The organism is Nodosilinea sp. P-1105 (assembly GCF_012911975.1).
Lineage (GTDB): Bacteria > Cyanobacteriota > Cyanobacteriia > Phormidesmidales > Phormidesmidaceae > Nodosilinea.
Genome location: NZ_SMDQ01000038.1, coordinates 25,250 through 38,360, shown reverse-complemented (window position 1 = coordinate 38,360; position 13,111 = coordinate 25,250). Strand labels below are relative to the sequence as shown.

Genomic DNA, 13,111 nt, shown 5'->3' with positions numbered 1-13,111 from the left:
GGGCCATGGCATTTGTGGATCTTCCCTTTTTCCCCAGCGGCACGAGCCGCTGGCACGATGACTGGCTAATCGGTGTAGCCCCTCAGGCGTTCTGGCCGCAACGGGAGTTGTTGGAGCAGGCCTTAAGCCGACGGCAGAGCCCAGCGGTGCTGATTGCCGAGGTCGATCCCCAGCGATTTTGGCTGGCATTTTTGGCCGCCTGGGGGGCAGGCTGTGGCATCGTGCTGGCGAATCCTGGCTGGGGCGATCGCGAATGGCACCCCGTCAATCAACACTTTCAGCCCGATTGGGCTAACCCAATTCAAGCAGGAATCAGCAGCTACCCCTGTGCCTGGCCCCTGGCGACCCCGGCTGACAAAATCCTCATTCCCACCGGGGGAACCTCGGGCCAACTGAAATGTGTGATCCACACCCGGCAGAGTTTGATGGCAGCGGTGCAGGGCTTTCGCCAGCACTTTGACGTCACTGTAGTGAATGCCTACTGCGTGTTGCCGCTGTACCACGTCAGTGGGCTAATGCAGGGGCTACGGGTGCTGGCCTCTGGGGGATGCCTGGCGGTGCAGCCCTATGGCAATCTGAAGCAGGGGAAGCGACTACCACTGCCCCAGCCTGGATTTCTATCCCTGGTCCCCACCCAATTGCAGTGGCTGCTGGATCAGGGCCCAGAGGTAGAGTCCTGGCTCCGCAGCTTTCGAGCGGTTTTGCTGGGGGGCGCTCCCCCCTGGCCTCGGTTGTTGCAGCGGGCCAGAACCCGGTACATTCCCCTGGCCCCCACCTACGGCATGACCGAGACCGCCTCCCAGGTGGCCACCCTGCTACCCCAGGAGTTTTTGGCGGGCCAGGGGGGCAGCGGTCGAGCTTTGCCCCACGCCAGTCTGCGCATTCTCGATGCCCAGGGGCAGCCCCTGCCCCCAGAAACAGTGGGGACCGTCACCATTGCCGCCACCTCCCTGGCAGCGGGATATGTGGTACTCAAGCCTGGGAAGGGGGAGCCCTGCCCGATCACCAGCCTGACCCCCACCGACACCACAGCCTCACAGCCCCACAGCCCCCAGGGCGAACTCTGCACCGACGATTTAGGCCATTTAGATGCATCAGGCTATCTGCACCTGGTGGGCCGCCGCAGCAACAAGCTGATCACCGGCGGCGAAAATGTGTTCCCCGAAGAAATCGAGGCCGCCCTGCTGGCCACCGGCCAGGTGCAAGATGCCTGTGTGGTGGGGTTGCCCTGCGATCGCTGGGGACAGCAACTGTGTGCCCTGGTGGTGATTTCCCCCACCTTGCCCCTGGCTACCCTACCCCGCTTATTACAAGGACAACTGGCCCCCTTCAAGCAGCCCAAACGCTGGATCGCGATCGCGGCCCTGCCGAGAACTCCCCAGGGCAAGTTGGTGCGGCCTCAGGCTTTGGGGTTGGCGCGGCGGGTTTGGTAGGGGTGGATGGGTGGATGGGGGGATGGGTGGATGGGGGGATGGGGGGATGGGTGGATGGGGGGATGGGTGGGGGAGATGGGGGAGATGGGGGAGATGGGGGTGGATGGGTGGGAAGGGGGTTTTGGGTTTCGGGTTTGCGGTTCTAAATTTTGGATTTTGGATTTTGGATTTTGAACTTTGAACTTTGAATTGCTCCGCCTTCTCCTAAGAAACAAAGGCTAATCGATGTCAAAACACCCTGATTGTCGCCAAACTGGAAACAGTTTTGTTTCTTCCACCTTCTGCTCACCCCAGCGGGGTTAGTGGGAAGCTGCCTTCTGCCTTCTCCCCTTCCTCATCCCCTCCCCTTCCCTAGGGCTTTAGCAACCGCTAAGCAGTCCGCCCAGGGGGCGTCGGTTTTAATCGCCTGCCGGTCGCAGTGGGTGGGGGCTGCCTGGTGGCCGTGGGCCTGGAGGGCGGCCATCAGGCGATCGCGGTTGGGAATATCCATCTGGCCTCGGCGGCCAATGTCTCCTAAGGGATAGTAGTAGGGGGGAAGGGTGGCTTCCTGTTGCATCACCCTGAGTAAGTTGGCCTGGGACGGCCAGTCCCAGGTATCAGCCAGGGAGGCCATGGCCTTGAGGGTCTCTGGGTCGTGCAGTGGTCCCAGCCACAGGGGGCCACTCAAGACCACAGTGGGAGCGGCCTGGGACTGGGTTTGGCAAGGGCAAGTGACCCGGCTGAGTTTGCCCCAACCTACGGTTTGGAAATGGCCGCAGCTGTGGCAGTAGGCCAGAAAGCCATAGTTTTTGGGGGTTAGGGTGGGCTTGCGCACCAGGCGCACCATCACCCGGTGGACCTGGCCGGTAAATAGCGAGAAGACGGGTTCAAGGCCCAGGCGGCGGGCGGCGGCGATCTGCGCCCCATGGCCCAACAATAGCCGCAGCCCTTGTTCGTGAACCGCAGGATGCGATCGCACCCCAGCCCCATACACCTGTAAACTTCGGCCCAGGTCATGGCCACTGGTGGAGCGGCCATCGGTATTGGTTAAGTACAGCAGGCCGCCAAGGCGGGTGGCCCAGAGGCCCGTGCTGGCGAAGGGGGCTGGGCCGCCAAAGTTGTCGATATCCACCAGGTCGTAGAAGTCCCGATCCTGGTAACAGCTAAAGAACACCTGGTGGGCATCCTGGTGGGTGATGCGATAGGTGTCGGGGGGTAGCACCGCCAGATTCTGGGCCAGCAGCTCAGCTTGGTCGGGGTTGCCCTCATTGGCCCAGACCCAATCGGCCCCCGCTTCCAGCACATAGCGCAGGGGGCGTACCCCACAGCCGGTCATGGCGTCTAGCACCCGCAGTTGACCCCGCCGCTGACGATAAACCGCAGCCGCCAGAATGGCCAGATCTCGAGCGATCGCGCTCTTCGCCCGATAAAACGCCCCATCCACCCTAAAACTAGCCTGCCCCTCCTGAATCAGGCGACTACTCCGCGACATACATCAACCAACCATCCCCCACACCCCACACCCGACACCCCACACCCAACACCCAACACCCAACACCCAACAGAAGATTCCCCTTCTGCCTTCTGCCTTCTACCTTCTGCCTTCCCCCTCACGCCGCCTCAATCGCCTGGGCAATAGCCGCCTCCAGATCCGACTTCTCCAAGTCTGTCAGCACAAACACTTCCTGCACGGTTTTACCCTTGCGGGCAATCAGCTTAAACCCGCCCCGAATCGGCACCGAAACCTTGATCCGTAGGGCTGGGGCATGGGCTCGCACCTGGGCAATCACCCCAGGGGTAACAGTACCAATGCTGGGTTGCTGATCGAGGAGTTTTTCAAGGATAGGAATCAGCCCGGGTAAATGAGTGGAGTGGTTCCAAACGAGACGACCATCCGAAGCTTGTGCCATAGGTAGGGGTAGTTAGGGCTGTCAAAAATTCGATCAATAAACGCAAGTGTCCAGTCAAAAAAATAATGGCAGGAAATGTGACTTAGGGTTCACGGTTCATGGTAAGCGGCTTAAGGCGAGCCGTAGACCGTGAACCGTAGACCGTGAACCGTAGACCCTGTTGACCTGTCACGTCTGGTTTGATAGCCGACTAGGCTTGTTCCAAAGGTGCCATGGTCAACCCGGCCCGGTTCAGTTGGCTGTGGTACAGTTCCGCCTGTTCCAGGGGGCCGACCCACACCACGGCTTGCCCTTCGTGGTGAATTTGATTGGTCAAGTCCCAGGCGCGATCGCTCACCATGCCGGGAATATACTTCACCAAACACTCCGCCACATGCTGAAAGGTATTGAAGTCGTCATTTAGAACAATAATTTTGTACTTGGGGTACGGCTTGCGAGTCGTCTGGCGTGTTTTTTCAGGAGCTATGGTAGGCGCTGAGGAAACCGCTTGAGGCAAAACCGAGATCATAGGAGGTCCTGGAAGAGAGTCCAAACACTAGAACAACCTCTAGTCTACCGAATTCCAGAGGGCGCGGTCAGGTGGGGTTGGGGCAAGCTTTGGCAAAATCTTGGCCAAAATGCTTTACAAAGTGACCTCGGTTTCTCAGCATAGTAGAGGTCTTGTACTCGCGTTAGGAATTGGTATCTATGGAACGGACGTTTTTGATGATTAAACCCGACGGGGTGCAGCGGGGGTTGGTTAGCGAAATTATTGGCCGGTTTGAAACCAAAGGCTTTACCCTGGTGGGCATGAAGCTGATGTCAGTGTCTCGGGACCTGGCCGAAAAGCACTATGCGGTCCATAAAGAACGGCCCTTTTTTGCTGGCCTGGTGGACTTCATCACCTCTGGCCCAGTGGTGGCCATGGTGTGGGAAGGGGAAGGGGTGATTGCCTCGGCTCGCAAGATGATTGGGGCCACCAAACCCCTGGAAGCTGAACCCGGCACCATTCGCGGCGACCTGGGTGTGACCGTAGGCCGCAACATTATCCACGGTTCCGACGCCCCCGAAACTGCCCAGGCTGAAATCGCCCTGTGGTTCAGCGATGCCGAGCTCACCAGCTGGACCCCCGCTACCCAGGGGTGGATCTACGAGTAGTTTGGGGATTGGCAGCGTGACATGTAAGCCGGGAAAGTTTGATTAGGCCAGGAGTCAGAATCCAGGAGTCAGAACTCAGGATAGTCTTGTGTTCTGATTCCTGGTTCTTGAATTCTATACCCAGTCCAGCTCGGGATCTGGAGTTTTCCACACCTTGCCCCCCATCCCGTTTACCGTAAACCCTGCGCCGCGCACTGTCACCCACCCCTACCCCTCCCAGGCTACCGTGTATACACATCTTGGCCCTCTCCCCCAAGCCCTCTGGGCAGGCTTCGCCAACGGTCCCCCTCTCCCAAAAATGGGCGAGGGGGAGGCCAGACAAGGCTTTCCGGCTCCCCTTCTCCCGTTCTGGGAGAAGGGGTTGGGGGATGAGGGAAAAGTCCTGCAGCCAAGGCTTTCAGGACTTATGTGTACACAGTAGCCCTCCCAGGAGGGGATGCCGATACCTGACACCTGATACCCGACACCTGATACTCTCAGCAACAGTGGTCATATTTCTGCCAGGCAGTGCTCGTTAGTCCGCTGCCAACAATTCATCCAGCTTCGTGCGCACTGTCTGAATGTCTTGCCACATCAGCCACTTGGGGCTGCCTTTGTCGCGGGAGGGGTTACGCAGCAAGTAGGCAGGGTGGAAGATGGGCATACACAGGCGGCCTTCCCATTCCCGCCACTGACCGCGGATTTTGGTGATGCCGGTCTTTTCGCCCGTGATCCCCTTCACCGCTGTGGCCCCAGTCAGCAAGATGATTTTGGGGTCCACTAGACGAATTTGTTCCAGCAAATAGCCCTTACAGGCGGCCATTTCATCGGCGGTGGGCACTCGGTTGCCGGGGGGGCGACATTTGACAATGTTGGCGATGTAAACGTCTTTCTCGGTATCCAGGCGGACTGAGGCCAAAATCTTCTCCAGTAGCTGGCCCGATTTGCCCACAAAGGGTTTGCCCTGCTCGTCTTCCTGTTGGCCGGGGCCTTCGCCAATGATGAAAATTGGGGCGGTGGTGCTACCCCGGCTGACCACCACGTTGGTGCGGCTGGGGGCCAACTCGCACCGTTGACAGCTGCGGCAATGGGTGGCCAGGGTGTCTAGGGAGTCGTAGGTGCCCGGCGGGATGGGGATGGATTTGCTGGTGGGAATAGCATCAAAGTCGGTGCTGCTGGGGGCGGCGATCGCCCCTGCGGCGGCATCAAACAGGCTAAATTGATCGTCTGCCATGGATGTGTCAGGGTTAGGACATTGCTCTGGGCAATTATTGTAAAGGGTCTGGGGATGCCCTGCGGCTGATGTGGAACCCCCTAAGAGACGTTGTATAGTAGAAAGTCAACTATGTTTGTCCGGGAGAACCTCGCTTGACTTTTTCCGCCGAAGATTTTGCCAAAGCCCTTGAAGCCCACGACTATGACTTTCAGGTGGGCAGTACCGTGCGCGGCACCGTGATTTCCTGCGACCACGATGGGGCCACGATCGACATTGGCGGCAAATCGGCGGCCTTTCTGCCGATCCGGGAAGCGGCGGTGAAAGCGATTGGCTCTCTAGAAGGGGTGCTGGAACCGGGGGTGGAATACACGTTTCAGGTGATCCGCGACCAGGATGCTGACGGACAGGTGTTGCTGTCGATTCGACGGCTGTTGCTGAAGCAACTGTGGGAGAAATTGCAAACCATGGCCGCCGAGGGGACAGTGCTGGAGGTGAAGGTCACTGGCTTTAATAAAGGCGGGGTGACTGTGGATGTGGAAGGATTGCGGGGGTTTGTGCCGCGATCGCATCTGGGCCGCAGCTACGAAAATTTAGAAGAGGCCGTGGGCCAGCGGCTGACCGTGGGCTTTTTGGAGGTCAACCCTGGCAATAACAAACTGGTGATGTCGGCCCGGATGGCCGCCCGCAGCCAGGTGATGGGCCGCCTGGAACTGGGCCAGCTGATCGAAGGGACCGTGGCTAGCCTCAAACCCTTTGGCGCCTTTGTGGACTTTGAAGGCATCACTGGCCTGCTGCACATTAAGCAGATCAGCAAAAACTATGTGGAGTCGCTGCCCACGGTGCTGAAGGTGGGGCAGCCGATTAAAGCAGTGGTGGTGGGCCTCGACCCCGAACGCAACCGGATTTCCCTTTCCACCAAGGTGCTAGAGAAGTACCCCGGTGAAATGCTGAAGGAGGCCGAGGCGGTGTTTGCCGATGCCGAAAATCGTCTGGGCGACATCAGCCGCATTCTGGCCGAAAGCGAGGCATAACCTATGGGCAGCGTTTGGGAACTGGACTTTTACTCCCGGCCCGTGCTGGACGAGAATGACAAAAAGCTGTGGGAAGTGCTGATCTGCGAGGGGCTGACGGATACCCAGACGGACCCCGATCAGCTGTTTCGCTATAGCAAGTTTTTGTCCAATACAGATGTAAATTCGATTAATCTCAAAGCCGCGATCGCCGAAGCCATCGATCAAGCCCCTGCTCCCCCCAGTCGCATTCGCTACTTCCGCTACCAAATGCAAAATATGATCCAGCGGGCCTGCGACGACGCTGAGATCCCGGCCAAGCCCAGCCGTCGTACCCTGGCCTTGCAGCAGTGGCTGCGCGATCGCCAGGATAACTACTACCCCCAACAACCGGGCTACACCAACGCCCCCTCCCCCTCCGTCGCCGCCCCGCCCCCCTCTCCCCAGCCTCTACCCGATGCCCTGATTGGCCAACGGTGGGCCTTTGTCACCCTGGAAGCCGCCGCCTTTGCCGACCTACCCGAGTGGGATATCGACTTTGGCGAAGCCTTTCCCCTGGATATGGCTGGAGTAGAGCCCAATACGCCAATTCCAGGGCTGTTGATTTTCTCGTCCCGAGCCACCGCCCTGGCCGCCTGGATGTCGGGGCTGGAGATGGCCTACTGGCGGGTGGACGCTGGCAAAACTCCCCAGCTGATCCTCGAAACCGGTGCCGCCGACAGCTGGATCTTGGCGGGCCTGACCACCCCCGCCCTGCTGGCTGAGGCCCAAGCGTTTGAAGCCGCCAAGGCTAAAGCTAACCAGGTGCATTTCATTGGGGTGCAATCCAGCGCCAACAGCGAGTCGTTCGCCGGGTTCTGGCTGTTGCAGTCTATCCAGTTGGGGTAAGGGGTCGCCAGGGCAAAGAGACCCACCCCTGCCTACTTCGACAAGTTACCCCCCTGGGGTCGCTGCGCGCTAGCGAAGCCATGCCGCAGGCTATACAGCACAGGCCTCCCAAGAGGGGATTTGGCGTACCGTCCCCTCCTCGGAGGGGTGCCCGAAGGGCGGGGTGGGTAATCTCGCCTATGGAGCAATTCACCCATTACCAAGAACCTTGCAGACCCACCCCTGCCTACTTCGACAAGCTCAGCACAGGCCTCCCAAGAGGGGATTTGACGTACCGTCCCCTCCTCGGAGGGGTGCCCGAAGGGCGGGGTGGGTGAGTTCGCCTATGGAGCAATTCATAACAAATCCTAGTTGTATACCCCCGAATCAAACCCTGTACCGCTCAGGCTGAGCCTGTCGTTCACGAAGTGGCTCCCAAAGGGAGCAAGCCCTAACTTGTTTCGGGGTTTTGTGAACCGGGTTTGGTATAAGCCAGATCCCAGCAAGTGAGATCCCAGGGTTCTAGTTCCAGATCCTCTGGTTTGAAAGCAGCTATAGCCAGAACCCTGTGATCTGAAGCCATAGCACTTCCTAACAGCGAGGATGGCGCTGCACCCGTTACAATGGGGCAACCACAAGGGCAGCACCGGGCATGGCAGGCGAGGCGCTAGACGTATTTATTTCCTACTCCCACCGCGACGAAGGGCTCAAGGATGAGCTGGTCAATTACCATCTGAAGCTGCTGCAACGGGAGGGCAAAATTAACACCTGGCAAGATCGCCAGATCGAAGCCGGGGCGGAGTGGGCCACGGAGATCAAGGCCAACCTGGAAAAGGCCGACATTGTTCTTTTGCTGATTACCCGCCACTTTTTGGCCTCAGACTATTGCTACGAAACCGAAATGCAGCGGGCCGTAGAGCGGCACCACGAAGGCACTGCCCGGGTGGTGCCGATTATTTTGGAAGCCTGTAGCTGGAAATATAGCAATTTCAAACACCTGCAGGTGTTGCCCAAGGATGGTAAACCCATAGAAAGTTGGGATAGACGGGCTGAAGCTTTTTTTGATGTGGAAGAAGGCATTCGCCGGGTGGTGAATGCCCTGAATGCGGAGCGGCAACAAGCCACCGAACGAGCCCAGGCAGAGGCCGAGCGCCAACGGCAGCAAGCCGCCGAACAACGTAGGCAACAACAAGCAGCTGCTGAAAGCCAGGAACGGCAGCGAAAAGCGGCAGAGCAGCGGCAACAGGAAGCAGCGGAACGGTTAAGGCAGGACTACGAAGCTGAACTCCTGCGGCAGCAGGCTGAAGCGGAGCGCCAAGAGCAAGAACGTCAAGCCCGAGAAGCCGCTGAGCAACAGAGACAGCAGCAGGCCGAAGCGGAACACCGAGAACGAGAACGCCAGAGGCAGTTGGCTGAAGAACGCCAACGCCAGCGTGAGGCCACTGCTGCCAGCAGACAGCCAGAGCAAACTGGCCTGGGCCGACGGCGAGTCTTGCAAGTTGCAGGCCTGGGGGGAGGAGGCTTGATTTTGGCGATGGCGACTCATGCGCTGATTACAGAACGACCCGATAACGATCCTCCGGCTCCTGAACTTCCTCCAGTTTCAGGAAGCAGCCCGGATGACTTGAGTACCGTAGTCATTCAACCTGTCAAGGTTAATGACACAGGTAACATCACCGAACGCAATCAGGTCCAGGTGAGTGCCTTTCTCGAAGACTTGGGTAATGGCATTGGCCTGGATATGGTTGCCATCCCCGCTGGAGAGTTTGTTATGGGATCACCACCGGAAGAAGAGGGGCGATTCGACAACGAAGGGCCACAGCGTACGGTCACGGTGCCCAGTTTTTTTATGGGGCGGCTTCAAGTCACCCAGGCGCAGTATGAGGCGGTTGTAGGCAACAATCCATCGTACTTTCAGGGGGCGAATCGCCCGGTTGAGCAGGTATCTTGGGATGATGCCGTGGCTTTTTGTGACAAGCTGTCGCAGCAGACCGGGCGCACCTATCGCCTGCCCAGCGAAGCCGAGTGGGAATACGCCTGTCGAGCCGGCACCACAACGCCCTTTCACTTTGGGCCAACCATCACAACAGATTTGGCGAATTACAGAGGTACCGATCGGGAAATTGCGGGAATTACTTATCCAGGGAACTACGGAAAAGGTCCAAAAGGTGTTTTTCGAGAAGAAACTACGGATGTGGGCAGCTTTCCTCCCAATGCCTTTGGTCTACACGACATGCATGGCAACGTGTGGGAGTGGTGCCAAGACCACTGGCACGATAATTATCAGGGTGCCCCCACCGATGGCAGCGCACGGTTATCCTCTGACGAGAGTGGACCAAGGCTGCTGCGCGGCGGTTCGTGGTTCAGCATTCCTGATATCTGCCGTTCGGCGGGTCGGTACCGCTTCTCGCGCGTCTTCATCGACGGCCATGTTGGGTTTCGGGTGGTGTGGGTTCCCGCGTAGGGTTGCCCTTTACCCTTTTTCCCTCTTGCTCTTTACACTTCTTAATCTTTTCCCTCCGCGCGAAGCGCGTAAAATTTTTTTGGCAATTTTGGCCCTGCTGCCGGGGGTGCTGTAGAGTGGCAGTGCGCCAGACTTCTCACCCGTTGAGACCTGGCGTTGAGGCAGGCAGCCTAGCTGCGCGGCGGTTCGTGGATCAACAATCATGATAACTGCCGTTCGGCGAATCGGAACCGCCTCTCGCGCGACGTCATCGACGACAATGTTGGGTTTCGGGTGGTGTGGGTTCCCGCGTAGCACTCCCCTAGGGCCAGAATCGGTGAAAGGGATTTCATCGAGCGTGTGTTGGGGAGTCCAGACCTGTTTCAGTGAGGCTGGCGACAGCCTCCGAAAATAACCAGGGGTCGGTTGCTTTGGTAGGTTCGCCGAAGATTCAACCGGCCCCGCTAATCTTTGCAGACCCACCCCTGCCTACTTCGACAGGCTCAGCACAGGCCTCCCAAGCGGGGATTCTGATGCGTCGTCCCCTCCTCGGAGGGGTGCCCGCAGGGCGGGGTGGGTAAATCTCGCCTGTAGAGCAACCCACCCATTACCGAGGGCCTTGCAGACCCACCCCTGCCTACTTCGACAGGCTCAGCACAGGCCTCCCAAGAGGGGATTCTGAGGTCCCGTCCCCTCCGAGGAGGGGTGCCCGAAGGGCGGGGTGGGTGAGTTCGCCTGTAGAGCAATTTCGCCCACGACAAAGCACATTGCTGACCACAAGCAAGCAGCTTTTGGCCTGGACCCACCCCTAACACCCCTACCCCCTTTTGGTTGGGGGCTTGTAGGCAGGGCTTGTCCACTGCAAACACAGAGGAACACAGAACCGATGTTGCAATACCTGGAACTGGGCGCTGGCGCAGCGTCCAACTTGCCGCTGTCTGCCAACAGTCCACAACCGCCTCGACCTGAGCGGGTGCGCCATCTACTCTACGGCAGCCTCCCGGCCCTAGATCGCACCATCAAAAGCCTCCCCCCACTGCCAACCCCACCGAGGGGGTTCCACCGAGCGCAGTCGAGGGGGTTCCACCGAGCGCAGTCGAGGGGGTTCCACCGAGCGCAGTCGAGGGGGTTCCACCGAGCGCAGTCGAGGTGTGGATGGTGATCTTCACCAAAACCCCGCTAATGGAGTCGTCTGAAGCACCACCAGATCTCCGGGTTCTGCATACACCCAGCTAGCTGAGCTGAGACCCGGGCTAGAACCCGGAGATCTCGATTCCTCACCACAAACCTGGTGTTAGCGGAAACATTGCTGCGAGGCAAGCAGCCAGTTAGGTGGCCGTAGCTAGGGCAGGCGATCGCCGTACCGATCGCTCCGTGATCAACTCCACCACATCCATGCCGTTGTTGATCACCCCCGGCACGCTGGGATACCCTGCACTAGCCCCCACCAAAAACAAGTTAGGCAATTCGGTTTGGTAGCCCAAACGATTCAGCCCCACCTGCTGAGGCACCAACTTCGCCCCATAGATATTCCCCTGGGGTTGGCCCAGGTAATGTTCGCTGGTAGTGGGGGTGCCATAGACCTTCATGCGAGCATAGTGATTCACATCTGGAATCAAGTCTTGCACACTGGTCATAATCGACTGGTAGACCTCGCGCTTTTTCGCCTTATAGGCTTTGGGGTCTGTTTCCCGCAGTTGCTTGAAGGGTTCATAGGGGCAAACCGTGGCAATTTCCAGCACGTGGTGCCCCTCGGGGGCCATCCCCGGAGCAGTAGACTTCAGGGTGGGGCAGGACAGAAAAATCCATGGGTGCTCCAAATCCCCCGCCAATTGCTTGGCATATTCGGCATTCAAATCCCCGGTAGGGTAGTACCAGATATTCCAGTTGCCGATGCCATAGTCGGCGGGGTTAAAGCGACTGTCGAGGCCCAGGTACAGGTTAAAGGCACTGGCAGAATAGTCATAGCCAGTCAGGCGCTGCCGCTCTCCAGCACTGAGGGCGGCCCCATGCATCAGGTCCACCGTCAGCTTGGGGTCAAGATCGCTAATGTAGGTTTCCCGGGCCACATAGTCGGTGCCGCCAGCGGTCACCCACTGTACCGTGCCGTCCCGCACCTCAATGTGTTCCACCGGGGTCATATAGCGAACGGTGCCGCCCCCGGCCACGATCGCATCGACAATGGTGTCCACAAACCCCTTAAAGTGGTGCTTAGGATAGTAGGCCCCTTCAGCATAGTCCCACACCAGGGCGGTATGGGTAATTAGGGCAATGTCGTTGGGGGGTAGGGCATAGTCGCCGCTTTGCCCGGCCAAAAGCGCTTGCAGCTTGGGTGAAAGCCCTACCTGATCGTAGAGATCTTGCAGGGTCCAGGTGCGCTTTTGAAACAGATTCAGGTATTTAGGCAGCTTTAGCCAGTCCGTCCACTTCTGGTCGTACCAGTGCACCTCCTGGCTTAGCTGACGCATGTCGTTATGCAGGTGTTGGATGGCGTCGCAGTAGCGGTTAATCGGTCCGGCTTCGTCGGGGAAGGTGGCCAAGAGGCGATCGCGAAACCGATCCCACCCCAAGGGGATGGCAAAGTCTACCTCGGGGGTAATCACCCGATCGATGCAGTTCGGGTCAAGGGAGTTGAAAGAGACCTCGCGACCAATGTAGTTGAGAAATTGGTCAATGGTCTGCCCTGGGCCACATTGAGAAATGTAGTGAACATCGGCGCAAAACCGGTAGTCCCCATAGTCAAAGGTGTGGCAACAGCCCCCCGGCAGGTAGTGTTGTTCTAACACCGCGACCCGATGGCCCTGGCGAGTCAGGCAGGCGGCCGCAGACAGTCCTCCCAGTCCGGCTCCTAAAATCACATAGTCAAAAAGTTCCATAGTCATTTCCTCTCCGTTGAGGATGACGTCTGGTTTTATCATCGCTCCAGACGCTACAATCCCTTGCAAAAAGATAAAAAACGATGACAACAGTAACGAAAATAAGCATTTTTTCTCTGCTTTAAGCCGCTTGGGACCCAGGCAATTCGTATCGTAAACTACAGCTTTACCCCTACTCGCCCAAGTATTGATTAATACGGTTGCCCTATGATGCGGGGCGTTAGCTCAGGTCGTTATCTTGCTTCAGGTCGTTATCTTTTC

General features: G+C 58.4%; 10 protein-coding genes. 5 read left to right on the top strand and 5 right to left on the bottom strand.

What is annotated here, in order from left to right; all coding sequences use genetic code 11:
- Window positions 1-5: 5 nt before the first annotated feature.
- Entirely contained in the window at window positions 6-1,433 is a 1,428-nt protein-coding gene (locus E1H13_RS16150) for an AMP-binding protein (protein WP_169614511.1), read from the top strand.
- 334 nt (window positions 1,434-1,767) lie between these two features.
- Here the strand turns inward: E1H13_RS16150 and E1H13_RS16145 are convergent, their stop codons facing one another.
- From E1H13_RS16145 to clpS, 3 genes are all read right to left on the bottom strand, one after another.
- Window positions 1,768-2,904 carry a tRNA (guanine-N1)-methyltransferase gene (locus E1H13_RS16145; protein WP_169614509.1) on the bottom strand — a complete coding sequence of 379 codons (1,137 nt, stop codon included), beginning with the start codon at window positions 2,902-2,904 and terminating at the stop codon, window positions 1,768-1,770.
- 118 nt (window positions 2,905-3,022) lie between these two features.
- Window positions 3,023-3,322: a DUF2103 domain-containing protein gene (locus E1H13_RS16140; RefSeq protein ID WP_169614507.1), complete on the bottom strand. Its 300-nt coding sequence runs from the start codon at window positions 3,320-3,322 to the stop codon at window positions 3,023-3,025.
- A gap of 190 nt (window positions 3,323-3,512) precedes the next feature.
- On the bottom strand, window positions 3,513-3,830 hold the full coding sequence (clpS, locus tag E1H13_RS16135) for an ATP-dependent Clp protease adapter ClpS (protein WP_169614505.1): 318 nt from the start codon (window positions 3,828-3,830) through the stop codon (window positions 3,513-3,515).
- Window positions 3,831-4,009: 179 nt separating this feature from the next.
- Here clpS and ndk point away from each other — a divergent pair, with 179 nt between their 5' ends.
- On the top strand, window positions 4,010-4,459 hold the full coding sequence (gene ndk / locus E1H13_RS16130) for a nucleoside-diphosphate kinase (protein WP_169614504.1): 450 nt from the start codon (window positions 4,010-4,012) through the stop codon (window positions 4,457-4,459).
- Window positions 4,460-4,973: 514 nt separating this feature from the next.
- Here the strand turns inward: ndk and E1H13_RS16125 are convergent.
- Window positions 4,974-5,672, bottom strand: coding sequence for a uracil-DNA glycosylase (locus tag E1H13_RS16125; protein ID WP_169614502.1), 699 nt, complete (start codon window positions 5,670-5,672; stop codon window positions 4,974-4,976).
- Between the two features lie 134 nt (window positions 5,673-5,806).
- Between E1H13_RS16125 and E1H13_RS16120 the strand changes: the two genes are divergently transcribed.
- The 3 genes from E1H13_RS16120 (at window position 5,807) to E1H13_RS26935 (ending at window position 9,995) form a co-directional block, all read left to right on the top strand.
- Entirely contained in the window at window positions 5,807-6,685 is an 879-nt protein-coding gene (locus E1H13_RS16120; protein ID WP_169614501.1) for a S1 RNA-binding domain-containing protein, read from the top strand.
- A 3-nt stretch (window positions 6,686-6,688) separates the two neighbouring features.
- Window positions 6,689-7,552 (top strand): Tab2/Atab2 family RNA-binding protein, encoded by an 864-nt coding sequence (locus E1H13_RS16115; RefSeq protein WP_169614499.1) that lies wholly within the window; start codon window positions 6,689-6,691, stop codon window positions 7,550-7,552.
- Between the two features lie 631 nt (window positions 7,553-8,183).
- The gene (locus E1H13_RS26935; RefSeq protein WP_206070589.1) at window positions 8,184-9,995 is read left to right on the top strand and encodes an SUMF1/EgtB/PvdO family nonheme iron enzyme; all 1,812 of its coding nucleotides are present in this window, start codon (window positions 8,184-8,186) and stop codon (window positions 9,993-9,995) included.
- Window positions 9,996-11,302: 1,307 nt separating this feature from the next.
- Here E1H13_RS26935 and E1H13_RS16100 read toward each other — a convergent pair.
- The gene (locus tag E1H13_RS16100) at window positions 11,303-12,850 is read right to left on the bottom strand and encodes an NAD(P)/FAD-dependent oxidoreductase (protein WP_169614497.1); all 1,548 of its coding nucleotides are present in this window, start codon (window positions 12,848-12,850) and stop codon (window positions 11,303-11,305) included.
- Window positions 12,851-13,111: the final 261 nt, after the last annotated feature.

Bases quoted from the DNA above. Each gene is read 5' to 3' on its own strand.
- ndk (WP_169614504.1), top strand. From the start codon at position 4,010: ATGGAACGGACGTTTTTGATGATTAAACCCGACGGGGTGCAGCGGGGG.
- E1H13_RS26935 (WP_206070589.1), top strand. From the start codon at position 8,184: ATGGCAGGCGAGGCGCTAGACGTATTTATTTCCTACTCCCACCGCGAC.
- E1H13_RS16100 (WP_169614497.1), bottom strand. From the start codon at position 12,850: ATGGAACTTTTTGACTATGTGATTTTAGGAGCCGGACTGGGAGGACTG.
- E1H13_RS16140 (WP_169614507.1), bottom strand. From the start codon at position 3,322: ATGGCACAAGCTTCGGATGGTCGTCTCGTTTGGAACCACTCCACTCAT.
- E1H13_RS16145 (WP_169614509.1), bottom strand. From the start codon at position 2,904: ATGTCGCGGAGTAGTCGCCTGATTCAGGAGGGGCAGGCTAGTTTTAGG.
- E1H13_RS16125 (WP_169614502.1), bottom strand. From the start codon at position 5,672: ATGGCAGACGATCAATTTAGCCTGTTTGATGCCGCCGCAGGGGCGATC.
- E1H13_RS16150 (WP_169614511.1), top strand. From the start codon at position 6: ATGGCATTTGTGGATCTTCCCTTTTTCCCCAGCGGCACGAGCCGCTGG.
- clpS (WP_169614505.1), bottom strand. From the start codon at position 3,830: ATGATCTCGGTTTTGCCTCAAGCGGTTTCCTCAGCGCCTACCATAGCT.
- E1H13_RS16115 (WP_169614499.1), top strand. From the start codon at position 6,689: ATGGGCAGCGTTTGGGAACTGGACTTTTACTCCCGGCCCGTGCTGGAC.